General features: G+C 29.4%; 26 protein-coding genes, 3 tRNA genes and 2 rRNA genes. 28 read left to right on the forward strand and 3 right to left on the reverse strand.

Annotated elements, in window-relative coordinates; translation table 11 throughout:
- The first annotated feature begins 8 nt into the window (after positions 1-8).
- The 20 genes from rrf (OXH55_RS19210) (at position 9) to OXH55_RS19305 (ending at position 15,616) form a co-directional block, all read left to right on the forward strand.
- A 5S ribosomal RNA gene (gene rrf, locus OXH55_RS19210) occupies positions 9-125 on the forward strand.
- 6 nt (positions 126-131) lie between these two features.
- A tRNA-Phe gene (locus OXH55_RS19215) sits at positions 132-207 on the forward strand.
- Positions 208-728: 521 nt separating this feature from the next.
- Entirely contained in the window at positions 729-1,907 is a 1,179-nt protein-coding gene (locus OXH55_RS19220; RefSeq protein ID WP_268051768.1) for a trans-sulfuration enzyme family protein, read from the forward strand.
- A 284-nt stretch (positions 1,908-2,191) separates the two neighbouring features.
- Entirely contained in the window at positions 2,192-3,550 is a 1,359-nt protein-coding gene (locus OXH55_RS19225; RefSeq protein ID WP_268051770.1) for a Na+/H+ antiporter NhaC family protein, read from the forward strand.
- A gap of 196 nt (positions 3,551-3,746) precedes the next feature.
- Positions 3,747-3,822: transfer RNA gene (locus OXH55_RS19230), tRNA-Phe, on the forward strand.
- A gap of 213 nt (positions 3,823-4,035) precedes the next feature.
- Positions 4,036-4,152, forward strand: a 5S ribosomal RNA gene (rrf, locus tag OXH55_RS19235).
- A gap of 5 nt (positions 4,153-4,157) precedes the next feature.
- Positions 4,158-4,233, forward strand: a tRNA-Lys gene (locus OXH55_RS19240).
- Positions 4,234-4,374: 141 nt separating this feature from the next.
- Entirely contained in the window at positions 4,375-4,518 is a 144-nt protein-coding gene (locus OXH55_RS19245; protein ID WP_268051771.1) for a hypothetical protein, read from the forward strand.
- A 124-nt stretch (positions 4,519-4,642) separates the two neighbouring features.
- A complete protein-coding gene (locus OXH55_RS19250) occupies positions 4,643-5,809 on the forward strand; it encodes a mechanosensitive ion channel family protein (protein ID WP_268051773.1) in 1,167 nt (388 codons plus the stop codon).
- Positions 5,810-5,943: 134 nt separating this feature from the next.
- Positions 5,944-6,915, forward strand: a complete 972-nt coding sequence (locus tag OXH55_RS19255; RefSeq protein ID WP_268051774.1) for an N-acetylmuramoyl-L-alanine amidase family protein — start codon at positions 5,944-5,946, stop codon at positions 6,913-6,915.
- A gap of 338 nt (positions 6,916-7,253) precedes the next feature.
- Positions 7,254-7,931 carry a helix-turn-helix transcriptional regulator gene (locus OXH55_RS19260; RefSeq protein WP_268051775.1) on the forward strand — a complete coding sequence of 226 codons (678 nt, stop codon included), beginning with the start codon at positions 7,254-7,256 and terminating at the stop codon, positions 7,929-7,931.
- A gap of 125 nt (positions 7,932-8,056) precedes the next feature.
- The gene (locus OXH55_RS19265; protein WP_268051777.1) at positions 8,057-8,440 is read left to right on the forward strand and encodes a RidA family protein; all 384 of its coding nucleotides are present in this window, start codon (positions 8,057-8,059) and stop codon (positions 8,438-8,440) included.
- Between the two features lie 91 nt (positions 8,441-8,531).
- Entirely contained in the window at positions 8,532-9,911 is a 1,380-nt protein-coding gene (locus OXH55_RS19270; protein ID WP_268051779.1) for a tryptophanase, read from the forward strand.
- 228 nt (positions 9,912-10,139) lie between these two features.
- Positions 10,140-11,699, forward strand: a complete 1,560-nt coding sequence (locus tag OXH55_RS19275) for a sodium-dependent transporter (RefSeq protein ID WP_268051780.1) — start codon at positions 10,140-10,142, stop codon at positions 11,697-11,699.
- Positions 11,689-11,805, forward strand: coding sequence for a MetS family NSS transporter small subunit (locus OXH55_RS19280; RefSeq protein ID WP_268051782.1), 117 nt, complete (start codon positions 11,689-11,691; stop codon positions 11,803-11,805). The genes OXH55_RS19275 and OXH55_RS19280 overlap by 11 nt, the downstream gene beginning before the upstream one ends.
- Positions 11,806-12,021: 216 nt before the next feature.
- Positions 12,022-13,062: a M42 family metallopeptidase gene (locus OXH55_RS19285; RefSeq protein WP_268051783.1), complete on the forward strand. Its 1,041-nt coding sequence runs from the start codon at positions 12,022-12,024 to the stop codon at positions 13,060-13,062.
- On the forward strand, positions 13,053-14,051 hold the full coding sequence (locus OXH55_RS19290; RefSeq protein ID WP_268051784.1) for a M42 family metallopeptidase: 999 nt from the start codon (positions 13,053-13,055) through the stop codon (positions 14,049-14,051). The genes OXH55_RS19285 and OXH55_RS19290 overlap by 10 nt, the downstream gene beginning before the upstream one ends.
- A gap of 25 nt (positions 14,052-14,076) precedes the next feature.
- Positions 14,077-14,352 carry a hypothetical protein gene (locus OXH55_RS19295; protein ID WP_268051797.1) on the forward strand — a complete coding sequence of 92 codons (276 nt, stop codon included), beginning with the start codon at positions 14,077-14,079 and terminating at the stop codon, positions 14,350-14,352.
- A gap of 27 nt (positions 14,353-14,379) precedes the next feature.
- Positions 14,380-15,351, forward strand: coding sequence for a M42 family metallopeptidase (locus OXH55_RS19300; RefSeq protein ID WP_268051785.1), 972 nt, complete (start codon positions 14,380-14,382; stop codon positions 15,349-15,351).
- A gap of 70 nt (positions 15,352-15,421) precedes the next feature.
- Positions 15,422-15,616: a hypothetical protein gene (locus OXH55_RS19305; RefSeq protein WP_268051786.1), complete on the forward strand. Its 195-nt coding sequence runs from the start codon at positions 15,422-15,424 to the stop codon at positions 15,614-15,616.
- Positions 15,617-15,644: 28 nt separating this feature from the next.
- Here the strand turns inward: OXH55_RS19305 and OXH55_RS19310 are convergent, their stop codons facing one another.
- Positions 15,645-16,241: a uracil-DNA glycosylase gene (locus OXH55_RS19310; protein WP_268051798.1), complete on the reverse strand. Its 597-nt coding sequence runs from the start codon at positions 16,239-16,241 to the stop codon at positions 15,645-15,647.
- 272 nt (positions 16,242-16,513) lie between these two features.
- Here OXH55_RS19310 and OXH55_RS19315 point away from each other — a divergent pair, with 272 nt between their 5' ends.
- A complete protein-coding gene (locus tag OXH55_RS19315; RefSeq protein WP_268051787.1) occupies positions 16,514-17,656 on the forward strand; it encodes a pyridoxal-phosphate-dependent aminotransferase family protein in 1,143 nt (380 codons plus the stop codon).
- An 88-nt stretch (positions 17,657-17,744) separates the two neighbouring features.
- Here the strand turns inward: OXH55_RS19315 and OXH55_RS19320 are convergent, their stop codons facing one another.
- Positions 17,745-17,882, reverse strand: coding sequence for a hypothetical protein (locus OXH55_RS19320; RefSeq protein ID WP_268051788.1), 138 nt, complete (start codon positions 17,880-17,882; stop codon positions 17,745-17,747).
- A 98-nt stretch (positions 17,883-17,980) separates the two neighbouring features.
- Positions 17,981-18,355 carry a hypothetical protein gene (locus OXH55_RS19325; protein WP_268051789.1) on the reverse strand — a complete coding sequence of 125 codons (375 nt, stop codon included), beginning with the start codon at positions 18,353-18,355 and terminating at the stop codon, positions 17,981-17,983.
- Positions 18,356-18,529: 174 nt separating this feature from the next.
- On the opposite strand from OXH55_RS19325, the gene OXH55_RS19330 reads away from it, so the two are divergent.
- The 7 genes from OXH55_RS19330 (at position 18,530) to OXH55_RS20170 (ending at position 24,065) form a co-directional block, all read left to right on the forward strand.
- Positions 18,530-18,898, forward strand: a complete 369-nt coding sequence (locus tag OXH55_RS19330) for a GntR family transcriptional regulator (protein WP_268051790.1) — start codon at positions 18,530-18,532, stop codon at positions 18,896-18,898.
- Between the two features lie 2 nt (positions 18,899-18,900).
- Entirely contained in the window at positions 18,901-19,596 is a 696-nt protein-coding gene (locus tag OXH55_RS19335) for an ABC transporter ATP-binding protein (RefSeq protein WP_268051791.1), read from the forward strand.
- The gene (locus tag OXH55_RS19340; RefSeq protein WP_268051792.1) at positions 19,596-20,375 is read left to right on the forward strand and encodes a hypothetical protein; all 780 of its coding nucleotides are present in this window, start codon (positions 19,596-19,598) and stop codon (positions 20,373-20,375) included. The genes OXH55_RS19335 and OXH55_RS19340 overlap by 1 nt, the downstream gene beginning before the upstream one ends.
- 22 nt (positions 20,376-20,397) lie before the next feature.
- Positions 20,398-21,294 (forward strand): DUF4097 domain-containing protein, encoded by an 897-nt coding sequence (locus tag OXH55_RS19345; protein WP_268051793.1) that lies wholly within the window; start codon positions 20,398-20,400, stop codon positions 21,292-21,294.
- An 82-nt stretch (positions 21,295-21,376) separates the two neighbouring features.
- Complete coding sequence (locus OXH55_RS19350; protein WP_268051794.1) at positions 21,377-22,225, forward strand: CPBP family intramembrane glutamic endopeptidase; 849 nt, start codon at positions 21,377-21,379, stop codon at positions 22,223-22,225.
- A 47-nt stretch (positions 22,226-22,272) separates the two neighbouring features.
- Positions 22,273-23,004, forward strand: coding sequence for a toast rack family protein (locus tag OXH55_RS19355; protein ID WP_268051795.1), 732 nt, complete (start codon positions 22,273-22,275; stop codon positions 23,002-23,004).
- Between the two features lie 122 nt (positions 23,005-23,126).
- Positions 23,127-24,065, forward strand: coding sequence for a CPBP family intramembrane glutamic endopeptidase (locus tag OXH55_RS20170; protein ID WP_268051796.1), 939 nt, complete (start codon positions 23,127-23,129; stop codon positions 24,063-24,065).
- Positions 24,066-24,594 lie beyond the last annotated feature (529 nt).

The raw sequence follows: 24,594 nt of genomic DNA on the forward strand, positions 1-24,594 counted from the left end.
CTATAGCATCTGGTGGTTATGGCTTGAAGGTAACACCCGTTCCCATACCGAACACGAAGGTTAAGCTTCAAAGCGCCGATGGTACTGCACTGGAGACGGTGTGGAAGAGTAGGTCGCCGCCGGGTAAACATGGCTTCATAGCTCAGTCGGTAGAGCAGAGGACTGAAAATCCTCGTGTCACTGGTTCGATTCCAGTTGAAGCCACCAAAAAACTCTAACTATTTAGTAGTTAGAGTTTTTTTATTTTTTGAAATGATATATTTTAAATTGTATAAAAACCTCGTGTTTAGTTTGCATGAGGTTTTTTGTATATATTTTTATAACATTATTGAAAAAATATATATAATTTATTATTAATAGTAAAAATCATATGAACTAAAATGGAATAAAATTAAAACATTGTATTGAAATTAAACCATATATATTTTGATTAAATCAATATTTATAAATTATGGCTTAAAATCAAACCAAATATCTTATTACATTATTTACGAGGCATGATAAAATCAAAGATTTGTTTTGGTATAAGAATTGCTTTGAATATTAGTAGAAAAAATAAATTGCTTTCTTAATTTGATTCACTAGTTTTGATTATGGAGGAGAAAGGAGGGAAGATATAAAGGTATCATATTAATCAATTTTCAAGAAAATATAATAAAAACATAAACGAAATAAGATTCAATGCTTTAAAAAATATCATATTAACTATTCTGAATGGAGGAATTAAAATGCAAAAAAATGTAATGACAAAATTAGTTCGTTTAGGAGAAAAAAGTCCTAAATCTGCTTCAATACCTAAGACTGTACCAATTTATATGAGCTCATCTTTTTCTTTCGATGATGTTGAAACATTAGAAAAGATATATAGTTCAGAAGAAAAAGGGTATGTATATTCAAGAATAAGTAACCCTGGACATGATGTCTTAAAAGGTATTTTATCAGAAATTGATGAAGGACAAGCTGCACAAGTTTATTCGTCTGGTATGGCAGCTATTACTATGTCTATTTTAGCTCATGTAAAATCAGGAGATCATATAATAGCTGGAAATGTTCTTTATGGGGGAACCTTTCAATTATTAAAAGAGGAATTACAAAAATTTAATATAGAGGTTACTTTTATAAATCTCCAAGAAGATAATATAGAATCATGTTTTAAGAACAATACAAAGCTTGTTTATGTAGAAACTATTTCAAATCCTTTAATGGAAGTTACTGATATAAGAACTATAAGTGATATTTCTCATAAACATAATGCAAAATTAATTGTGGATAATACATTTGCTACGCCTATAGTATGTCAACCATTAAAATTAGGTGCAGATATAGTAGTATATAGTGCAACAAAATATTTATGCGGACATAGTGATGTTATGGCTGGAGCTGTTATATCAGATAAAGAGACAATAGAAAAAACTAGCCATACAGGATGTTTATATGGTCCTACAATGAGTCCATTTGATAGTTGGATTTTAACAAGAAGTTTAAGAACATTAGAACTTAGAATTAAACAACATTCTGATAATGCACTTAAACTTGCACAGTATTTAGAAGGGCATGATAAAGTTAAAAAGGTATACTATCCAGGGCTTTCATCATCTAAAACGTACAATTTAGCAGAAGATATGTTTAATAATAATCTATTTGGTGGAATGTTAAGTGTGGATTTAGTAGGTGGAGAAAAGGCTGTTTGTGATTTAATAAGAACATTAGAATCAATTAAGTTTGTTCCAAGTCTTGCTGGTGTAGCAACCTCACTTTCTTATCCTGTAAGAACTTCACATAGAGCAATGAATGATGAAGAACTTGAAAAGGCTGGTATTTCAAAAGGATTATTAAGAATTTCTACTGGTCTGGAAAATATTAATGATATAATTGCTGAATTTGACGAAGCTTTCAAAAAGATTTAAAAATAAGCTTCGAGTAAGAAAAGTTTATATAATGGTTTGTAATGGCAAACGTATTAAACAAATGACCACTTTTGTAATATTTAAATATGCCGCCACAGCAAAAGCAATACTACAGAAGTGGGTCATATGTTCTACTTAAAAAATAATACAAAAAATATTAAGGTTTGTAAATATATTAATGTTTAGTATGTATTATGTTTTCATTAATCCTTATATGCTGTAAACGATTTCTGAAAAATATTACTTGATTTGTTATATAGAATAAATATATTGGAGGTTAAAGTATGAATGATAAACCTAATAAAGTAAAAGCTAATGGAAAAGCATTAATACCTTTTTTAACATTTATATTAATTTATTTAGGAAGCGGTATAATATTACAATCAAAAGGAGTAGAAATGGCTTTTTATCAATTTCCTGCGCCAGTAGCTGTGTTCTGTGGTGTTATAGTTGCATTTATTATGTTTAAGGGTACAATAAATGAAAAATTTATGACATTTATACATGGATGTGGTAATGAAGATATAATTATTATGTGTACTATTTATCTACTAGCTGGAGCATTTGCAGGTGTATCTAAAGCAATGGGTGGAGTAGATTCTACTGTAAACCTAGGATTAACGTTTATACCTGCACAATATATAACAGCAGGGTTATTTGTTATTTCGGCATTTATAGCTATAGCTACTGGAACCTCTTGTGGAGCGTTGGCTGCCGTAGCACCTATTGCTGTAGGCCTTGCTGCAAAGGCTGGTCTTAGCCTTCCACTAACAATGGCAGCTGTAGTAGGAGGTTCTATGTTCGGGGATAATTTATCTGTAATATCTGATACTACTATTGCAGCTACTAGAACCCAAGGATGTCAAATGAGAGATAAATTTAAGTTGAATCTGTTTATAGCATTACCACCAGCTATAATAACAATTATTTTACTTATAATTTTTGGACATCCTACAAGTGCTGTGCAGATGCAATCTTATGATTACAACATAATAAAAGTTTTACCGTATTTATTTGTATTAATATTATCTATAGCAGGATTAAATGTTTTTGCTGTATTAACAGGTGGTATATTTGTTTCAGGTATAATAGGATTTGCATATGGCCAATTAACTCTATTATCTTTTGCACAGCAAACATTTAGTGGTTTTACAAGTATGACTGATATTTTCCTAGTATCAATGATAACAGGTGGATTAGCACATATGGTTACTAAAGAAGGCGGACTTCAATATATATTAGATCGTATTCAAAAAATGATAAAAGGCAAAAAATCAGCAGAAATTGGAATTGCTGCACTTGTTTCTTTAACTGATGCAGCAATAGCAAATAATACTGTTTCTATTATAATTAATGGACCTATTGCAAAAGAAATATCAGAAGAATACAAGGTAGATCCACGTAGAAGTGCTTCTTTATTGGATATTTTCGCATGTGTAATGCAGGGAATGATACCTTATGGAGCTCAAATGTTAATGGTAGGAAGCTTTACTAAAGGAGTAGTATCACCTATGCAGGTAATGCCATTATTATGGTATCAACAATTACTTGTAGTGTCAGCAATAGCGTCGATGTATATACCGTTTGCTGATAAGCTTATAAAGAAAAATCCTTGGAATTGGGAAAAAGGACAAGCTGTTTAAAAGTTTATTTGAGATTTAAAATTTAAAAGCTCTACTAATTTATAGGTCTGAAATTATAAGAGTTAAAAATCTAGACTATGTTTAGTAGGGCTTTTACTATAAATAAAATAATAAAAAATAAAAAAATATGTTGACAGGTGTCTAATGTGATGATAGAATAATTACTGTGCTTAGGGAAATATAATTTAGTAGTTACGGCTTCATAGCTCAGTCGGTAGAGCAGAGGACTGAAAATCCTCGTGTCACTGGTTCGATTCCAGTTGAAGCCACCAAAAATCTTAATTACATATGTAATTAAGATTTTTTCTTTTTAAGAAATAAGCTAAGAAAAATATATAAAAAAATTGTTGACATATGTCTAATAGGTTGTTATAATAGTCAATGTGCTTGAGGGGAAAGAACAACTTAAGCAAAAAGGAAACTCACTCAGCGGAGCTGAGGAGTACTATATTTCTAAGAAATCAAAGATTTTAAGAACTATAGCATCTGGTGGTTATGGCTTGAAGGTAACACCCGTTCCCATACCGAACACGAAGGTTAAGCTTCAAAGCGCCGATGGTACTGCACTGGAGACGGTGTGGAAGAGTAGGTCGCCGCCGGGTAATATGATTCACTAGCTCAGTCGGTAGAGCACTTGACTTTTAATCAAGTTGTCCGGGGTTCGATTCCCCGGTGGATCACCAAAAACATCTCAATATATGAGATGTTTTTTTATTTTCATAAAATAATTTTTAATGAAAAATTTATGATTTTATTGCATATGTAATTTTAGAATAAAACCTTTTTCTAAGGAGAAAATAATACTTAGAAAGGTGGGTTATTATATGGACAAAAAAAAAGATAAGAGAAATAAACAATTAAATAAAAAAGAATCAAAATTGCTAGAAATAATAGATGATAATGAATTAGATGATGAAGATCATTATAAATCTACTCAAATAGTAACTAATTATTATTATAAACATTGATAATATAAGATAGTAGAGCTCAAGAGGGCTCTTTTTATTTTTATATAATTATTTTAATTATTTTTTAATTGAGTAATTACATAAAGTTTATTAAAATAATTAATATAAATTAGGGGGTGGTATAATGAATGGTGTACAAGATGCATTTAATCACGTTGTGCAAAAAGTGAATTTTTTCACTGATAAAATAACCATTGATACTTTTAAATATATAGGTATAGGTATAGGAGTATTCTTTATATTTATTTTACTAAGAAAGTTATTCACAAAATATATATTAAGAGTTTTGCTGAAATTTACAGGAAAGACTAAAACAAATTTGGATAAAAAAATAATTGAAGCATTTCAAGAACCTATAAGGTCATTTTTTATTGTTATAGGAGCATATTTTGCTTTATTATTTTTTGGTGGAGCTTTTGGCGTCAATCTTTATAAGTCTCAAAATTTAACTAATTTATTTAAAACGGCTACTGTTACATTGATTGCTTGGGGATGTTATAATTTAACTAAAGAGCATTCAATTTTATACGCAGAATTATCACATAAATTCAGTATTAAGCTAGATAAAATTGTTTTCCCTTTTTTATCTAAAATACTAAGATTTATAATTATAGCTTTAGCACTCAGTATTATACTTGAAATATGGGGATATAACATAAATGGTTTTATTGCAGGTCTTGGAATTGGAGGATTTGCTTTTGCATTTGCTGCTAAAGATGTTCTTGGAAATATATTTGGTGGATTTGTTATTATACTAGACAAGCCTTTTTCAATTGGAGATTATATTAAAACACCAAATGTTGAAGGTATAGTAGAGGATATAACTTTTAGAAGCACAAAAATAAGAACATTAGATAAAGCTTTAGTTACTGAACCCAATTCTACATTAGCTAATGCACCTATAATCAACTGGACCAGGAGAAATATGAGAAGAATAAATTTTACTTTAGGGGTTACGTATGATACTTCAAAGGAGCAGTTGAAAAATTGTATAAATAGAATAAGAGAAATGCTTATAAAAGATCCAGAAATAAGTAATGAAACTATATTAGTGAATTTTGATAATTTTGGAGACAGTAGTTTGGATATATTTATATACTGTTTTACTAACACTACTGATTGGGCCAAGTACTTACAAATAAAAGAAAATGTTAATTTTAAAATTATGGATATATTAGAGAGTGAAGGGGTTTCAGCAGCTTTCCCAAGTACAAGTGTGTATTTTGAAACACCTTTAATTAATAAGGATAATATTGAAATTAAAAAGAATACAATGTCTGATAAAATATAAGAATGTGATAAAAAATAAAGTTTGGATTCTATTGCCAAGCTTTATTTTTTTAATATATAAATGGTTAATTTTTATGGTAAAATTAATATATTAGTTAACATACAATTTATATAAAGACTTTTAGGGGGAAAACTATGAATAAGATAAAAATAATATTAATGAGTATTGCAGTAGTTACTTTATTTACTGCATGTGGTAATAAAGAAGTTCCTAAGAATGATGTGAAGCTTGTTGAAGCATCAAAAGAAACTAAAGTGGAACAGAAAAAAGAGGAAACTGAAAATAAAAAAGAAGAAGTAAAGAAAAAAACAGATGAGGAAAAAATTCAGGTAAAACAAGAAAGTGATAACAATAAAGAAAAGAACTCAGTTAAAAATAATAGTAAAAAAGTTGAAAATAAAAATGTACAAGCTAAATCAAATACTACTACAGCTAAGAGCTCTAAAAAGAGTATACCTAAAATAGATTATAAGTTAAAAAATAAAATTATAGTTATAGATCCAGGTCATGCTAGTAAGGGAGATCTTGGAAAAGAGCCTGTATCACCAAACTCATCAAAACTTAAATATAAACAAACAGGTGGAGCAGATGGAGTTGTAACTAAAACACCAGAATATATTATAAATATGCAGGTAGCAAAAAAGTTAAAAAGCAAGTTAGAACAAAAGGGTTATACTGTAATAATGACTAAAACAGATAACGATAAGACTATGACTAATATACAAAGAGCTAAAGTTGGAAATGAATCTAATGCTGGTCTTGTTATAAGAATTCATGCAGATTCAGCTGATAATAAATCTGCTAAGGGAGCTTCTATGCTTATACCAGCTAGTAATCAATATACCAAAGAATTTTATGATGAAAGCAAACAATTTGGTAAAGTTATTTTAAACACTTTAACTAATGAAGTAGGAATGAGAAACAGAGGAATTATAGAACGAGGAGATATTACAGGATTTAACTGGTCAAAAGTTCCTGTAGTTTTAGTAGAGATGGGATTCTTATCTAATGCAGAGGAAGATAAACTTTTAAGCAGTAATGACTACCAAGAAAAAATAGCAGAAGCAATGGTTAAAGGAATAGTATCTATTTCATCTGAAAATTAAATTAAAAAGTTAAGTATAAAAATAAATGGTAAAAGTGGTAAATATAATAGATATATTTACCACTTTATTTTTTATAAATTAATATAACCAAACTATAAAATATAATTATTATGCAATTTAGAATATAAGAAATAATATTCCTTAAAATTTAAATATTCAGAAAAATAGAAAATTTATGAAAAAGTGTATTGTAATTTTATTACAAATATGATATTATTTATTCAAGGCAAGAAAAAATTTTTACCATGATAAAAAAATATCACATTAACATATAATTACTTATATGTCAATGTATAACGAATGACAAGAAATCACATTAATAGTGTGGAGGGATGAAAATGAAAACAACAATGAGTGATGACCAATTATTACAATCTTATATGCCATTAGTTCATTTTTTAGGAGAAGCATTAGGTAGTACCTGTGAGATTGCATTACATGATGTGAGAAATCCAGATAACTCACTAATTGCTATTACAAATAATGATGGTATTAGTAGAAGAAGCATAGGAAGTCCACTTACTGATTTTGGATTAAAAATAATGAAAGAAAAGAATTATAAAAATAAGGAGTTTATCACAAAGTATCCTTCAAAGACTACAGATGGAAAAATATTAAGATCATCATCTTTCTTTATAAAGAATAATGATAATGAGGTTATAGGATTACTTTGCATAAATGTTAATATTTCTGATTTTATTCATGCAGCTAATTTTCTAAATAAGTTTTTATCAGAAATAAGTGGTGGGCCAGAAAGAAATTTAGCAGAAGAAAAAAATCCGTTACCTAATAACTTAAGTGGTTCAATGGACGAGTTATTAATATCAATAATCGAAAACACTATGGCAGAAATTAATGTTCCGCCTGAAAGAATGTCACCTGAGGAAAAAATGAGTATAGTTCATAAATTAGATGAAAAAGGTGTATTTTTATTAAAAGGAGCTGTAGGTGAAGTAGCAGAGTATTTAAAAACTTCGGAAAATACTATCTACAGATATATAAATAAAAAAGACTAAAAATATATGTTATAAATTATGCTATAAATATCAATATTTATAGCGATTTATATAAAATAAAAATTACCAATTCAAATTTACTAAACAATTTTAATATAATTTCACTCATAAGGAGGTGGAAACAAATGAAAAGAGTAGTAAATACGGACTTAGCTCCAAAAGCAATTGGACCTTATTCTCAAGCTATTCGGTGTGGTAACTTCTTATTTATGTCTGGACAACTTCCTGTTGATCCCAAGACTGGAGAGTTTGCCGCTGGTGATGATGAGGTAGTAGCACAAGCACACCAATCTATGACAAATATAAAAAATATTTTAGAATCTGAAGATATGAATTTTGATAATGTAGTTAAAACTACAGTATTCCTTTCAGATATTAATAATTTTGCTAAAGTTAATGAAGTTTACCAAGAATACTTTGGACAGACTTTTCCAGCACGCTCATGTATAGAAGTTGGAAATCTTCCTAAAGAAGCATTAGTTGAAATTGAAGTGATTGCTTATAAATAATTAATTTTTAAAGTTAATTATAAATTATATATTAATACAATGAGTCATATAATAAAAAATTACAAATTATTTTATCAGGGGGTATGTTAAAATGATAAGAAAACCAGAACCTTTCAAAATTAAAATGGTAGAACCATTAAAAATGACAACTAGAGAACAGAGAGAACAAGCATTAAAAGAAGCTGGATATAATCCTTTCTTACTTAAATCAAAAGACGTATATATAGATCTTTTAACAGATAGTGGAACAGGTGCTATGAGTGACAATCAATGGGCTGGACTTATGATGGGTGATGAAGCTTATGCTGGAAGTAAAAGTTATTATCATATAGTAGAAGCTGTTCAAGATATTTTTGGATATGAATATGTTGTGCCAACTCACCAAGGAAGAGGTGCTGAACAAGTTTTATTCCCAAATCTTATAAAGAAAAAAGGACAATATGTTCTTGGAAATATGCACTTTGATACTACAAAAGCTCACATTGAATTAAATGGTGGTAGAGCAGTAAATCTTGTAACAGAAAAAGCTTTTGATACTACTACTTATTATGATTGGAAAGGAAACTTTGATTTAGAAAAATTGGAAGGATTCATCAAAGAAAAAGGTGCTGAAGAAATAGCATATATCCTTATGACAATTACATGTAACAGTTCTGGTGGTGAACCAGTAGCAATGGCTAACTTAAGAGCAGTTAGTGAAATAGGAAAGAAATATGGTGTGAGAGTATTCATAGATGCTGCAAGATTTGCTGAAAATGCTTACTTCATAAAACAAAGAGAAGAAGGTTATGCTGACAAGAGCATAAAAGAAATTGTTAAAGAAATGTTCTCATATGCAGAAGGTTTCACAATGAGTGCTAAGAAAGATACTATAGTAAATATAGGTGGATTATGTGGTATTAAAGAAGATAAAGAATTATTTACTGCTGTTCAATCAAAAGTAGTTCCTATGGAAGGTTTCGTAACTTATGGTGGATTAGCAGGAAGAGATATGGAATGTTTAGCTAGAGGATTATATGAAGGAATAGATGAAGACTACCTTGACTACAGAATTTCTCAAGTTGCATATTTAGGAGACAGATTAAGAGAAGGTGGAATACCAATACAATATCCAACAGGAGGACATGCGGTTTTCGTAGATGCTAAGAAAATACTTCCTCATATTCCATTTGATCAATTCCCAGCTCAAGTATTATGTAATGCAATATACCTTGAATCAGGGGTTAGACCTGTTGAAGTAGGTTCATTCTTACTTGGAAGAGATCCAGAAACTGGAGAACCTTTAGAATCACCACTTGAATTAGTAAGACTTACTATACCAAGAAGAGTTTATACTAATGACCATATGGATGTAGTTGCAGATGCTATAATATCTGTTAAAGAAAAAGCTTCATCATTAAAAGGATTAGAATTTACTTATGAACCAAAAGTATTAAGACACTTTACTGCAAGATTAAAACCAATAGAATAATAATAAAACAATAATCCATAGGTAAAGCATATTTGAGCGATTGCAAAATTAATTTAGTGGAATATATAATTTTGCAATCGCTCTTTTTATAATATATATAGTAAACCTTTACGTTGTACAATAAATAGGCAAAGTTAGCAAGAAACTACTGGTTAAAACGAGAAAAGTCAGAAAAGTTTATATATAAATATTATTCTGATTTAAAATTGAATTAAAGGGGGAAAGTCAATGGAAAATCAAAGTAGAGATGCTTGGGGGTCTAGGTTCGGCTTTATTATGGCAACGGTAGGTGCTGCAGTAGGATTAGGAAATTTATGGAGATTTCCTTATACAGCATATGCCAATGGCGGAGGAGCGTTCCTATTTCCTTACTTTGTAGCTTTGTTGACAGCAGGTGTTCCACTTATGATATTAGAATTTGGTTTTGGAAGTAAAATGAAAGGAGCTAACACATTAGCGTATGCAAAATTAGGTAGAAAGTGGGAATGGCTTGGTTGGTGGCCTGTAATGATTCCACTTATAGTAGTTACTTTTTATTCAGTTATTATTTCTTGGAGCATAAATTATTTTGTACTAGCCTTTAAAGGTGGATGGGGAAGTAATCCTAATGCTTTCTTTGGTGGTGAGTTTTTAAAGGTCAGCAGTGGAGCTTTAGATTTTGGCGGTATAAGATGGTATGTAGCTCTTGCAGTTACGCTTGTATGGTTTACAAATTACTATATCACTAAAAAAGGTATATCTGGTGGTATAGAAAAAGCATGTACAGTTATTACACCAACTTTAGCAGTATTGATGATATTAATGACTATAAGAGGATTAACACTTCCAGGAGCAGCTCAAGGCTTAAATTGGTTCTTAAAACCTGATTTCTCAAAGATTGCAAATCCTAGAATATGGATATCAGCGTATGCTCAAGTATTTTTTTCAACTACATTAGCCGTTGGGGTTATGGTAGCATATTCAAGTTATTTACCTAAAAAATCTGACATAGTAAACAATGCGTGTATAACAGTTTTCTCAAATGCGAGCTTTGACTTCTTAGCAGGATTATGTGTATTTAGTACATTAGGATATGCATGCTATGCATCAGGTCTTCCAATGGACAAGGTTATTCAAGCAGGTCCTGGAATAGCTTTTGTAGCCTTCCCCAATGCTATTAATTTAATGCCAGGTGGTCCTGTAGTTAGAGCAATTATAGGAGCTGGATTCTTCTTCTGTTTGATAATTGCAGGTATATCCTCAAGTATATCAATGATAGAATCCTTTGTATCATCTGTATTAGATAAATACATTCATATTTCAAGAGATAAGCTAGTAAGAAATGTTTGTTTAATTGGATTCTGTGCAAGTATGTTATTTGCAACTGGTGCAGGGGTACACATTTTAGATATTGTTGACCACTTCACTGGAAATTATGGAATAGCACTTATAGGACTTATAGAAGTTATTGTTTTAGGGTATGTATATAAAATAGAAAAGATGCGTCCAGAAGTGAACAGATATTCTGATTTCCATGTTGGAAAATGGTGGGACGTTTTAATGAAATATATAACTCCAATTTTACTTGGTTACATGACAATAACAAATGTAATTACAGAATTTACAGAACCATACGGAGGACATCCATTAGCAGCACGTATTATATTTGGTTGGGTTATAGCGATAGGTATATTTATAATAGGTATGTACTTAAGTAAAAAACCTTGGCCAAATGATGATATGCTTAAAATAGAAGAAGATGATACTATAGATGTTACTTCAGGAGGTGAAACAATAAGTGGAAACTAGTTCAATTGTAATGCTTATTTGTGGAATTGTATTGCTTTACGGAGGATTAGGATTTTGTATAACATCAGCAGTAAAAGCTGAGAAAAGAAAAAATAAAGAGAATTAAATAGGGAAAAAGCCGCACACAATTCAGGGGGGAGTCAGCTGTGCGGCTTTTTTATTTTGCGTTCACTTTAATTATGCTCAATTGCAAGAAAAATATACAAGAAAATATAAATAATTATAAAGAGTTTTTGGGATAATTTAAAAGTAGTTATATTTGTAGCTTTATAGTTTTATTGTATAATGGGATATATGAATTTAATAGAAATTGGAGGAGAATATGGATAGTAAAGATATATTTCGTGAATTATGTTTAGCACATGCACCAAGCGGAAGAGAACATTTGATTTATCCAATTATAAAAAGAGTTTTTAATTCTTTTGGAGATGTTTCTATAGATAAAATGAATAATGTTGTTGTGCATAAGAAAGGAAAAAGTAACGGCAGCATTATGCTTATGGCACATGCAGATGAGATATTCTTGATAGTTACTGAAATATGTAAAAAAGGATTTTTAAAGTTTAAAGGTGTTGGAGTTGATCCTAAAACTTTAATTTCAAAAGAAGTTATTATTCATGGGAAAAAAGAGGTTTTAGGAATTATAGGAGTAAAGCCGCCGCATCTTATGGATGAAGATGAGAAGAATAAAGCTGTAAGTGCAGATAGTCTTTTAATTGATACAGGATATAGTAAAGAAAAATTAGAGCAAATAGTTAAAGTAGGAGATTTTATTACTTTAAGAGGTGATTTTGTAGAATTATTAAATGACAATATCGCTTGTAAAGCTACAGACGATAGAGCTGGTATTGCTGCAATGTATGAATGCGCTAAAGAACTAGAAAATATCAATCATGACTTGGATGTTTATTTTGTATGCTCATGTCAAGAAGAAGTGGGACATAGAGGTGCTAAGATGGCAAGCTATAGTATAAACCCTGATATAGCTATTGCTATAGATGCTACTTTCGATAATGGACCTATGGGTGATAGAGATAGAGAAAATACTTTAGGAAAGGGGCCTGTTATATGTATTGGACCTAATTTACATCCTAAACTTAATGAAAAAATTATGAGCCTTGCAAAAGAGTATAAAATTCCTTATGGAGTAGAGGTAGAGCCAGGAAATACTGGAACTGATGCTTGGGATATTCAAATTACAAGAAGTGGTATTCCAACTCTTTTAATATCTATTCCAATAAAGTATATGCACACTTCGGTTGAAGTAATTAATATGCAAGATATAAAGAACACAGGAAGAATAATTGCAAAATTAATAGAAAAACTAAGAAGTGAAGATTTGGAGGAAATTTTATGCTTTTAGAAAATTTATGTAATGCTTCTGGTCCTTCTGGATATGAGGGGGATGTTAGAGAAATAATTAAAAGTGAAATAAAAAATTATGTTGATGAAATAAAAGTGGACAGAATGGGCAATATTGTAGCGCACAAAATAGGTAATGGTAAGAAAGTAGTAGTAGATGCTCATATGGATGAAGTAGGATTTATTATTACAGCTTATAATGAAGATGGTACATTAAAGTTTACTTCACTGGGAGGTATAAATAATAAAGTAGTACCTTGTAATATTGTGAGTATAGGTAAAAATAAAATACCTGGAGTTATAGGACTGAAACCAATTCATCTTCAAAGTAAAAAAGAAAGAGAAGAGAATGTTCCAATAAGTAAATGCTGTATAGATATTGGTGCAAAATCTAAAGAAGAGGTTAGAGATTTAGTATCTATTGGAGAATATGTAGTGTTTACAACACAATTTGGATATTTTGGAGAAGGTCTTATGAAGGGAAAGGCTTTTGATGACAGAATAGGATGTGCCGTTTTAATAGAGTTATTAAAAGAAAATTATAATTGTGATTTATATACAGTGTTTAATGTTCAAGAAGAAGTAGGAAGAAGAGGAGCTTATGTTTCTGCTTTTGATATTAAGCCAGATGTAGCAATAGCTATTGAAGGTACAGTATGTGCAGATATGCCCAATATAGAAGAACATCTTATGGTTACTGAAATTGGCAAAGGACCTGCAATATCTATAATGGATTCAGGGAGTATATATAATCCAAACAATTTTTCAGAAATAAAAAATATTGCTGATGGGAATAATATACCTTATCAAATAAGAAAATCTACAGCTGGAAGTAATGATGCTGGTTCTTTTGTAAGCAGTACAGTAGGCGCAGAAGTAGCAGCTGTAGCAGTTCCTTGTAGATATATTCATTCAGCAATTTCAGTATGTAGTGTAGAAGATTATGAAAATACAATAAAATTGGTTAGAGAATATCTAAAAGCTATGTAGAAGATATATAAGTTTTTAATAGGTGGTGATTAGATTGGAAAGCTGGCAAAGCTGGTTTATGATAGGTAGCGGTATCTATTTAATATTGTTAGGTATATTTATGTTTAGAAAAAAAGATCAAGGTGTTAGAAAAGTAGTTGGAGTTTATAATTTTCTTGTAGGAATACTTTCTATAGTAGCTGCTGTTATTGCACGTTTTAATACCAATATTGCTAATACCATATTTTTAGTATATGCTGCTGTTTTAGTAGTTTCTTTTATAATTTTTGCTGTGTTGAGATCTACAGAAAAGCAGAGATAATTTTAAAATCAGAAGGGGAAGAATGGGATGGATATATTAGTAAAGAATTTATTGGATGCTTTTTCAGTAAGCAGTAGAGAAGATGAAATAAGAAATATAATAAAAGAAGAGCTCAAAGAAATAGAAAATCAAAATAATATTAAGCTTGAAATAAAGGAAGATAAACTTGGAAATTTAATAGTTAAGTTAGGTGAAGGCAAAGAAAAATTAATGATTTGCACACATATGGATAGTCCGGGACTTATGGCTACTTTTATAGAAAATAGTGGCTTTATAAGAGGTACTGCTATTGGAAACATTAAGCTTAAGACATTAGATTCAAACTTTGTGAAATTTAAAAATGGAACTATAGGAAGAATTGGAATTTCAAAGGATAAGCCTTCAAAAAAAGATTTGTTTATAGATATTAGTGCATCTAATAGGGAAGAAGCTATAGAAAAAGTTAAAGAAGGAGATATAGCAAGCTTCATAGGTAGTTATTTAGAAACAGAAAGTAGAATAGTTTCACCTAATTTACATAGTAAGATAGGATGCTATATCTTGCTTAAAGCAATTAAAGAAATAAAAAAAATTGATAAAGAAATTTACTTTGTTTTTTCAGCTCAGAAAGAAGTTGAATACAGAGGGGCAAGAGCAGCAGCTTTCCAGATAGAACCTGATGAGTGTATAGTATTAGATGGTATAGAAGCAGGAGATAGTATAGGCGGAAATGAAAAAATAAAACTGGAGAATGGACCAGCTGTATCAATATTTGATAAAAGTCTTGTGATTCATCATGAAATCAAAGAGAAAATAGAAAATGCAGCAAAAAAAATAAATGTTGGTTTTCAGTATAGTATAAGTGATGAAAAAAATGAAGGTGGATTTATACATAAAGAAATAGGGGGAATTAAAACTGGAATGATAGGAATTCCATGTAGATATATGAATACTGTTGGGGAAATGATATCTTTAAGTGATGTTGAAAATACTATAAGTATAATTAAAGCTTTGTTATAGTAATAAGCTATATTAAAAATAGCATCTAAGTATTCTTAACTAATTACTATAATTAAATGGGGGAGTAAATATGAATAAAAAATCTAATAATAAAAATATAAAACCAAATAAAAATGGGTGGCGTATATTAGCTTTTGTATTTAGTGTTTTTATACTTGGAACAGCTATTGGTAAAAAATTTCAGCTAAGCCCTATGGAATGGGTAGCTTTAGTATTTTGGTTTGTGGGCATAGGTATATATAAGTATTCAACTACAGATAAATAAAATTTCAAAAATAAAGAAGTACTGAAAACTATAATGTTTTCAGTGCTTCTTTTAATTTTAACCAATCTTGTTCATACATTGCTTTAAATTCATCGTTTCTGTTATATGTAAGAGCAGAAGGATGATACATTGGAAATATATATTTTTGAAGTTCTTCGTTGAAATATAAATTGCCGTGACATTCTCCAATACTTTTGAATTCAGTAAGTCTTTTTAGGGGAACATTACCTAATGTCACTATAATTTTAGGGTTTACAAGAGCTATCTCATCATCTAAAACTTCCTTAAAAAGCTTTACTTCAGAAGTTTTAGGAGGTCTGTTACTTGTAGTAGTTCTACCTGTTTTACCTTCTTTTGTTTTTATAGGTCTAAAAAAGCAGGTATTTGTTATTCTAACATTATTACGAGTAACGCCTATAGAATTTAGATATCCTTCAAAGGTTTCACCAGCCATTCCAACAAAAGGTTTACCCTTTTCTACCTCCGTTTTACCAGGAGCTTCCCCTACAAATAAAATATCTGAAGGGACAGGACCGTCTCCAGTAATCCATCCACCTGTTTTTTCATCTTCATAGTTCTCAGCAATTTCTTTTATTCTTAAACGTAAATCTTCTAAAGTGCTTATTTTAAAAACCTCCCTTAGTAATTCAAAATTGAGTTGATCTATTATGTTATTATTTGTTTAAGAGTTTAGAAATATCATTAAAATATATGATATTTAATTTTCAAATCTCATAATATAGAATAATATAGTTTTTTATCACATAAAATATTATAACCTAAAAATTAGTTTTATTAAGCAAATTTTCACTTTGAGAAATGTATCCATACACTATCCTAAAATATTTAATTACTATATAATTTTATCTAAAAAAGGTAGAAATGGTGGTGGCTGTAATGAAAATTCCTTATACTATGACACCTGGGCCAACTTCTGTTAGAGAAAATGTTAGATTGGCTAGGGCTATGGAAACAACTAATCCAGATTTAGATTTACAATTTTATGAGTTTTATAAAGAAAGCTGTGAAAAAATAGGGGAGTTTTTAAAGACTAAAAATCAAGTTAGAATTCTAAGTGGAGAAGGAATTCTTGGACTTGAAGCTGCTTGTGCTTCATTAACTGAAAGTGGAGATAGAGTTTTAGTAATAGATAATGGTGTTTTTGGTGAAGGTTTTGGAGATTTCGTGAAAATGTATGGTGGAGAAGTGGTATTTTTTAAAGGGAATAGACGTAAAGCAATAGATGTAAATGAGCTAGAAGAATTTTTAGATAAAGAGAGTAATTTTAAGTATGCAACTGTAGTTCATTGTGACACTCCTTCAGGAGTTTTAAATCCTGTAGATAAGATTTGTCCTCTTTTAAAGGAAAAGGGAATACTTACTGTAGTTGATTCTGTTGCAGCTATGGGTGGTGAAGAACTTAAAGTTGATGAGTGGAAAATAGACTTAGCTCTTGGAGGATCACAAAAATGCATTTCAGCTCCAGCTGGACTTACTTTTTTAAGTATAAGTGATGATGCTTTCAAAGTAATGGAAGATAGAAAGACACCAATAGCTTCATTTTACTGTAATCTTTTAGTATGGAAGGATTACTATGAAAAGAAATGGTTCCCATATACACCTCCAATAAGTGATATTGTAGGATTAAGGCAAGCTGTTGATAATATTTTAGAAGATAAAGAGGTTCTAAAAAGACATAATAGAATTGCAGAAGCTTTAAGAAGATCAATTAAAGAAGCTGGACTAAAGCTTTATACTGAAAATGGATATTGTAATACGGTTACAGCGATAGAGATGCCTACACATATTGATACAAAAGAATTTATAAATTATATACTTGAAGAATATAATATTCTTATAGCTGGTTCTTTTGATTTCTTAGAAGGAAAAATTATAAGAATAGGAAATATGGGAGAGAATGCTAAGGAAGAAAAGATAATACATACTCTTATAGCATTAGAAAGAACTTTTGAACATTTTGGATTTAAGTGTGAAATTAGTATGGTAGATACATTTTTAAAATATGTAAAAGAACTATAAGACAAAGCCCTATGTTAAAAAAGACATAGGGCTTTTAAAGTTAACTGAAATCCAACTTCAATAAAATATTACACTATTATCTATGAGTTTATACGTCGCCTCTTTCTGCAGATTGTTTTTTAGTTGTACGATTACTGTTTTTTGCACTCTCACGAGTTATAGGGGTATCCCAATTACATTTTTCCATTCTAGCTTTTTTGTTGTCTGGTTGACTATCCTTTGGCATATAGTACACTCCTTTAATAAAAAATTATATTCTTATTATTTGTATTTAGAGGTTAATATATTACAATTCATTTAGTTTCATTAGTACAAATAATATAATTAATTAGAAAAATCATTGGAAGGTTCTGATTTTGAAGGTTCTGTATCTTTATCAGATAACTTAATCCCATATACAAATCTTAAAATAATAAAAGCAAGACTCAGAAAAAAGGCTATGGATAGGTAAATTACTGAAAATAAATTATTATTTTGTAATTCTGCTATGTTTGCAACACTTGATAAATTAATGTTGGTGCCAGAATATATACCTTGTATAAAGGTTTCAACTTTTAATATATCTTCTTTGGTTATAGCTTTTAAAAAACCTAATAATGTAAAAAAGATTATACTTATAAATATGAAAACTAAATTTTCACTATCATATCTTAATTCTTCTCCTTTTAGTCCAATTAATCTTCCGAATATTTTAAGCATATAAAACACCTCATTTTTATTGCTATTTTATTTTAATTATTTTCATCGGGAAAATTTTTTATTCAATTTGAAAAATATTTATTGTAAATTATTGACTTCTTATCTGTATGGGTGTATTATGTATATAGTACACTAATACAACGTAACAATATAAAGATACCATGGAGGTGTGATATGGGATTTCAATTTGATGATAAAACACCGATATATGTTCAAATAGTAAATTTGATAAAGAAGCAAATAGTATCAAAGGTGTTAAAAGGAGGAGATAAATTGCAATCTGTAAGAGAGTTATCATCAGAACTAAGAGTTAATCCAAATACAATACAAAGAGCATATAAAGAACTTGAGAGAGAAGGATTAGCATATACTCAAAGAGGAATGGGTACATTTGTAACGGAAGATGAAAAAATTATATTTAATTTAAAAAATGATATGGCTAAGGATGTAATGAATGCATTTATAGAGGGAATGAAGCATCTAGGTTTTAATACTTCGGAAATAGTAGAGATGGTATCTAGAAACTTAAGTGAGGAGGAATAAAAATGGAAAATATATTAGAAGTTAGAAATTTGAATAAGAGTTATTTTACTAAAAAAGCATTAAATAATGTTAACTTAGAATTACCAAAAGGTAAGGTGTTAGGGCTTTTAGGACCTAATGGGAGTGGTAAAACTACTTTCATAAAAATTGCTGTAGGAATTTTAAGACAGTCTAGTGGAGATATTTTAATAGACGGTAAAAAGCCAGGAGTAGAGACAAAAGCTGTAGTTTCTTACCTTCCAGATAGAAATTATCTATATAAATGGATGAAGATAAAAGATGCAGTACAATTTTTCAGTGATTTTTATCATGACTTTGATGATAAAAAGTGTGAAGAACTTTTAAAGTTTATGAAGCTTGAAGAGGAATCTAAAATTACTTCTTTATCCAAAGGAATGATGGAAAAATTAAATCTTTCTTTAGTACTATCAAGAAAGGCTAAGTTATATATTTTAGATGAGCCATTAGGAGGGGTAGACCCTGTGGCAAGAGAACAAATATTAGATGCTATAATCAATAACTACAATGAAGAATGTTCAATGATTATAACAACTCATCTTGTTAAGGATATAGAGAGAGTATTTGATGATGTTGCATTTGTTAAAGATGGAGAAATTGTTCTTAGCGGTAATGCAGAAGATTTAAGATATGAAAAAGGAAAATCTATTGATGAATTATTTAGGGAGGTATTTGAGTAATGGGAAATTTAATAAAATATGAGCTTAAAGGAAATTTTAAAATTTTTATAGGTTTATTTATAATTACATGTTTGGTAAATTTAGGATTATATTCAAGAGTTGATGTATGGCCTTCTGCAGCAGTATATTCTCTTGTGCTTGTAGTTATTAGCATTATGTGCGTTATGGTTTTAGTTTTTAATATAAACTCGTTTAGTAAAGAATTGTATGAAGATAGAGGATATTTAACATTTACCTTACCAGTAAGCGGTAATAAAATAATAGGTTCAAAAACTATTGCAGCTTTAATATGGTTTACAGCTGCAGGTATATTAACAGCACTTACTATTTTGTTTTTTAAAGGAAAAGTAGATTGGTCTATTATAAGTGAAATAAATAAACATGTAAATTTACCTTTAGTGATTACTATGTCAATAATAGCTGTTATAGTAAATGCACTACAACTTTTATTTACTATATATTTTGTTATAACAGCTAGTAAAGTAGCAGTTAAGAAGAAAAAAATTGGTAAGTTTTTAGGTTTTGTATTGTTTATAGCATTGAATGCTGGAATTGGATATGTAGCTCATTTAATTACAAAATTAATTCCTTATACTTTTAGTGTTGATTTATCACGACAAACACATAATGCTTTGGTTTATACAAGCGATGCATTTTTAAGAATTTCTCAAAATGGTCTTTTTGAAATGAATATAGCGGTTATTATTTATACTATTTTAATTACTATAGGATTGTTTATAGGAACAGGATATCTTATAGATAATAAAATAGATATGTAGAAATAAATAGGGGGCGAACAATTTGAGCATTAAAAGAATTTTAATATCTCTCACTATATCTATGATAGTAGCTTTAAATATGTCAGGATGTAATATTGGAGCTAACATGAAAAATTCAGCTCAATATACAATTGATGAAACAGAGAGTAAATCTATAAGCGATATAAAAGAAATAGTTATTGATAATTCTAGTGCTGATATAAATATTATTCCAGAAGATAGGGATAATATTGAAGCACACTTGCATGGAAAAGTTTCTACTAATTCAAAAAGGAATACACCAAAATTAACTATGGTTAGTGAAGGTGATAAAATAACTATAAAGAGTAAAAAGGATAAAAATTTTGTTATAGGAATATATACTTCAAATGTGAAGCTGGATATACACATTCCTAAAAATTATGAAGAAAATATATCTATAGATTCTTCTTCAGCGGATGTAAATATTCATGATTTGAACCTTAAAAATTATAACTGTAAGCTAAGTTCTGGAGATACAAAAATAAAGAACTTAAAAGTTGAAAATTTATTTTATGAGGCATCTTCAGGAGATTTAGAAGGAGAGAATATAGAAACTAAGGCTGGGGAAATTAAAGCATCTTCAGGAGAAATAAAGATTAATGGTTATAGTGGAAATCTTAAAGCACGTACTAATTCAGGAGATATTGAAGTAACCTATGGAAAATTTAATAATGATGCAGTATTAGAAGCTTCTTCAGGAGATGTAGAATTAAGTTTACCTGATAATGCAGAATTTCATTTAGATGCAGAAGTTTCATCAGGAGATATAAAATGTGGATTTCCTATAACGGTTAAAGGTACAGGGGATAAGGATAGGTTAAGTGGAACAGTTAAAAGTGATAAGAATAAAATAGATATAAAAACAACTTCAGGGGATATAAGAGTTAATTCCAAATAATTTATAAAAGTAGATAAACTAGGTCATATATGTTTTGTAATTGACTCATAGTGTGTATTAATTTTAAATTTGGAGGAATGAAATGAAAAGTAATTCAAAGAAAGTTATAACATTTCTTATTTTAAATTTTACTGTATGTTCTATATTTTATTATATTTTATGTTTTAAAGGCAGTATGTATAAGAATCAGAATTATGTATTGGGATTAATGTGGGTACCAGCTGTTACGGGAATGATAACACAGCTTATATATAACAAAAATCTTAAGGGATTTGGGTGGAAATTTGGAAAATTTAAATATTTAACATTTAGTTATCTAATCCCTTTGCTTTCTAGTTTAATGGTATATACATTAGTTTGGATTACAGGTATGGGTGGAATATCAATTGACAACTTTACTACACGACAGGGAAGTGGGATTTTTATTCAATTTATATTTTTCGCCACGGTAGGATTGATATTGAGTTCTATCAGTGCTTTAGGTGAAGAAATAGGTTGGAGAGGCTTTTTGGTACCAGAACTTGCAAAGAAGTATTCATATACAAAAACATCTTTAATTACTTCTGCAATTTGGGCTATTTATCATTATCCACTTATAATTTTTTCGAATTATAATAATGGAACTTCAGTATGGTTCTCTATGATATTCTTTACTATTTCAGTAACAGCTGTATCATTTATTGCTGTATGGTTAAGATTGAAATCAGGAAGCTTATGGACTGGTGTTATATTACATGCTAGTCACAATCTATTCATACAATTATTTTTCGATGTTATTACTATAGACTACGGAAAAACAAAATATATTACTACAGAGTTTGGAGCAGGACTTGCTTTGATTTATACAATAATAGGTATTTATTGTTGGAGAAACTCATATAAATTACCATCACTAAAAGCATATTCTAAAGCTAATACTGTACAGAATTGAGTGAGTTGAGTCAATATAGCTATCATTATTAAACAGGAGGGATGATTATGAAAATCAAAATAAAGCTGTTGGTTATTTTAGGAATTGTGGGTGTGGCAGCAGCTTTAAATGGGTGCGGTGTAAGTATTAATGTTAATAATAAAAATAAAGCAACAAAAACAGAAACTAAAGTTGTTGAACTTCAGGGGGCAAAAAAGGTTAAAGTAGATATAGACATGGGAGTTGGAGAATTACAAATTAAAGATGGGCAAGATAAGTTAATGAACGGAGAATTTATTTATACTATACCTGAGTGGAAGCCAGAAGTAGAATATAATGTAAATGGAGAGGAAGGAAAGCTAAAAGTTATTCAGCCATCTAGCATGGATGGAAGTGCAGGAAAGAACGAATATAGATGGAATTTAGGTTTTAATAAAGAAATTCCTATGGATATGGATATTAATTTAGGTGTAGGAGAAAGCAATATAGATCTTTCAAAATTAAATATTAATAATTTGGATATGAAGACTGGTGTGGGAGAAGTCAATCTTAATATTGCTGGTGATTATAAAAATGATATGAACGTAAATATAGAAGCTGGAATTGGAAAGTGTGAAATATATTTACCAAAGAATATTGGTGTAAAGGTAGAAGTGGAAAAAGGTTTGGGAGATATTAAAGCTAATGGGTTTAAAATAGATAATGATAATTATATAAATGATAGTTATGGAAAGACAAAGAACAATATAAATGTATGTGTTAAAGCGGGAATTGGAGAAGTAGAATTAAAATTAAAGTAACTAATAAGGGTTAGAGGCTATTGATAAATATCAGTAGCCGTTTTATATTGGTGGTATTATAAGGTTGAGTTTTATATGTTATTATGTTAGATAATGTTAGAAATTTATATGGAGGATAAAGTGTGAGAAGAATATTAATTAACAAAAACAATGAAGTAAGATCAGGATATAAAATAATATTATTTACTATTATCTATGGTATATTTACAAGTGCTTTTTCGGGGATTTTTGGAGGTGTATTAGGCGGATATATACGTAATAAGTATTCTAGAGAGTTAAGTTATGAGCAGATATATGCATTAGTTAATAATTACATGAGTAATAGTGTTCAAGGGATGTTTATATCTCAGTTATTAGGTATTATAGCATTATTTTTAACTCTTTTTATATTATTGAAAGGACTAGAGAAAAAGAGATTCAAAGATATTGGACTTAATTCAATAACAAAAAATTTCAATGGATTAGTTTGGGGATTAGCTTTAGGAGCAATTTCTATGACCTTAATATTCATTGTTTTACTAGTAACAGGTAATATTTCACTTATAAATTCTTTATTAAAACCTAAGTTTACCCAAAATACACTATGGGGAATATTCCTTTTTATTATTGTAGCTATTAACGAAGAAACTATGTGTAGAGGATATATATTAAATACATTAAACCAAATGGGAAAACCATGGCTATCAGCTGGGATATCTTCAGCTGTTTTTGCAGCGTTACATTTAGGAAATCCTAATGTTGAATTTGTAGGTATACTGAATATATTTTTAGTAGGAATGTTATTTTCATTTATGTATATAAGAACAAAGAGCTTGTGGATGCCTATAGGATATCATTTAACTTGGAATTATTTCCAAGGAAATGTATTTGGATTTCCTGTAAGTGGTACTTCTGGAGCTACAGGTATTTATAGAATAGGAGAATTAAAAGAAAATATCTTAACTGGAGGATTCTTTGGACCAGAAGCAGGTATATTAGCAACTGTTGTTTTAGCTTTAGGATTTTTGGTTGTATGGAAAATAACAGATAAGAATAGTATAAAACAAACAAATATCATCTAAGGTAATAAAAAAGTAAGCATATAGACTGCAAAAGTATTGCTATCTATATGCTTATTTTTTATATAGTAATCATGTTTACTATGAAAATAACCGTATTTTTAAATAAACTTTTCCTGGAGTATCTATATATGAAAAAGTGAGAAAAAAATATATATTTTAAGGAAAATAAGATTAATTTCTTTTAATCGAATAAAATCAAGAAACGACAGAGTATATATTTTGATAAGATATTCCTTGTCGTCGCGTAAGTGAAGACAAACAACGACTAAGAAGTTTACGGGCTTACTGATTACGAGTCTGTCTGATAAACTAAAGAAAAAATCTTGTTGAAACAACAAAAAAAGATGTTGACAAGAAAAGAAACACATGATATACTGAATAAGCTGTCGCAAGGCGGCGATAAAAAATTTGGTCTTTGAAAATTAAACAGAAGTAAGGAAACACAGTCAGTCAATAAATTTGAGTAAAGATTAAACTTTTAAATTGAGAGTTTGATCCTGGCTCAGGACGAACGCTGGCGGCGTGCCTA

The sequence above is a fragment of the Clostridium ganghwense genome, assembly GCF_026735165.1.
Classification (GTDB): Bacteria; Bacillota; Clostridia; order Clostridiales; family Clostridiaceae; genus Clostridium_H; species Clostridium_H ganghwense.

What these genes read in the sequence shown, in the direction of transcription:
- OXH55_RS19300 (WP_268051785.1), top strand. Translation starts at nt 14,380, where the DNA reads ATGGATATATTAGTAAAGAATTTATTGGATGCTTTTTCAGTAAGCAGT.
- OXH55_RS19220 (WP_268051768.1), top strand. Translation starts at nt 729, where the DNA reads ATGCAAAAAAATGTAATGACAAAATTAGTTCGTTTAGGAGAAAAAAGT.
- OXH55_RS19225 (WP_268051770.1), top strand. Translation starts at nt 2,192, where the DNA reads ATGAATGATAAACCTAATAAAGTAAAAGCTAATGGAAAAGCATTAATA.
- OXH55_RS19320 (WP_268051788.1), bottom strand. Translation starts at nt 17,882, where the DNA reads ATGCCAAAGGATAGTCAACCAGACAACAAAAAAGCTAGAATGGAAAAA.
- OXH55_RS19325 (WP_268051789.1), bottom strand. Translation starts at nt 18,355, where the DNA reads ATGCTTAAAATATTCGGAAGATTAATTGGACTAAAAGGAGAAGAATTA.
- OXH55_RS19265 (WP_268051777.1), top strand. Translation starts at nt 8,057, where the DNA reads ATGAAAAGAGTAGTAAATACGGACTTAGCTCCAAAAGCAATTGGACCT.
- OXH55_RS19255 (WP_268051774.1), top strand. Translation starts at nt 5,944, where the DNA reads ATGAATAAGATAAAAATAATATTAATGAGTATTGCAGTAGTTACTTTA.
- OXH55_RS19350 (WP_268051794.1), top strand. Translation starts at nt 21,377, where the DNA reads ATGAAAAGTAATTCAAAGAAAGTTATAACATTTCTTATTTTAAATTTT.
- OXH55_RS19275 (WP_268051780.1), top strand. Translation starts at nt 10,140, where the DNA reads ATGGAAAATCAAAGTAGAGATGCTTGGGGGTCTAGGTTCGGCTTTATT.
- OXH55_RS19355 (WP_268051795.1), top strand. Translation starts at nt 22,273, where the DNA reads ATGAAAATCAAAATAAAGCTGTTGGTTATTTTAGGAATTGTGGGTGTG.
- OXH55_RS19260 (WP_268051775.1), top strand. Translation starts at nt 7,254, where the DNA reads ATGAAAACAACAATGAGTGATGACCAATTATTACAATCTTATATGCCA.
- OXH55_RS19305 (WP_268051786.1), top strand. Translation starts at nt 15,422, where the DNA reads ATGAATAAAAAATCTAATAATAAAAATATAAAACCAAATAAAAATGGG.
- OXH55_RS19245 (WP_268051771.1), top strand. Translation starts at nt 4,375, where the DNA reads ATGGACAAAAAAAAAGATAAGAGAAATAAACAATTAAATAAAAAAGAA.
- OXH55_RS19330 (WP_268051790.1), top strand. Translation starts at nt 18,530, where the DNA reads ATGGGATTTCAATTTGATGATAAAACACCGATATATGTTCAAATAGTA.
- OXH55_RS19285 (WP_268051783.1), top strand. Translation starts at nt 12,022, where the DNA reads ATGGATAGTAAAGATATATTTCGTGAATTATGTTTAGCACATGCACCA.
- OXH55_RS19250 (WP_268051773.1), top strand. Translation starts at nt 4,643, where the DNA reads ATGAATGGTGTACAAGATGCATTTAATCACGTTGTGCAAAAAGTGAAT.
- OXH55_RS19290 (WP_268051784.1), top strand. Translation starts at nt 13,053, where the DNA reads ATGCTTTTAGAAAATTTATGTAATGCTTCTGGTCCTTCTGGATATGAG.
- OXH55_RS19335 (WP_268051791.1), top strand. Translation starts at nt 18,901, where the DNA reads ATGGAAAATATATTAGAAGTTAGAAATTTGAATAAGAGTTATTTTACT.
- OXH55_RS19315 (WP_268051787.1), top strand. Translation starts at nt 16,514, where the DNA reads ATGAAAATTCCTTATACTATGACACCTGGGCCAACTTCTGTTAGAGAA.
- OXH55_RS19270 (WP_268051779.1), top strand. Translation starts at nt 8,532, where the DNA reads ATGATAAGAAAACCAGAACCTTTCAAAATTAAAATGGTAGAACCATTA.
- OXH55_RS19340 (WP_268051792.1), top strand. Translation starts at nt 19,596, where the DNA reads ATGGGAAATTTAATAAAATATGAGCTTAAAGGAAATTTTAAAATTTTT.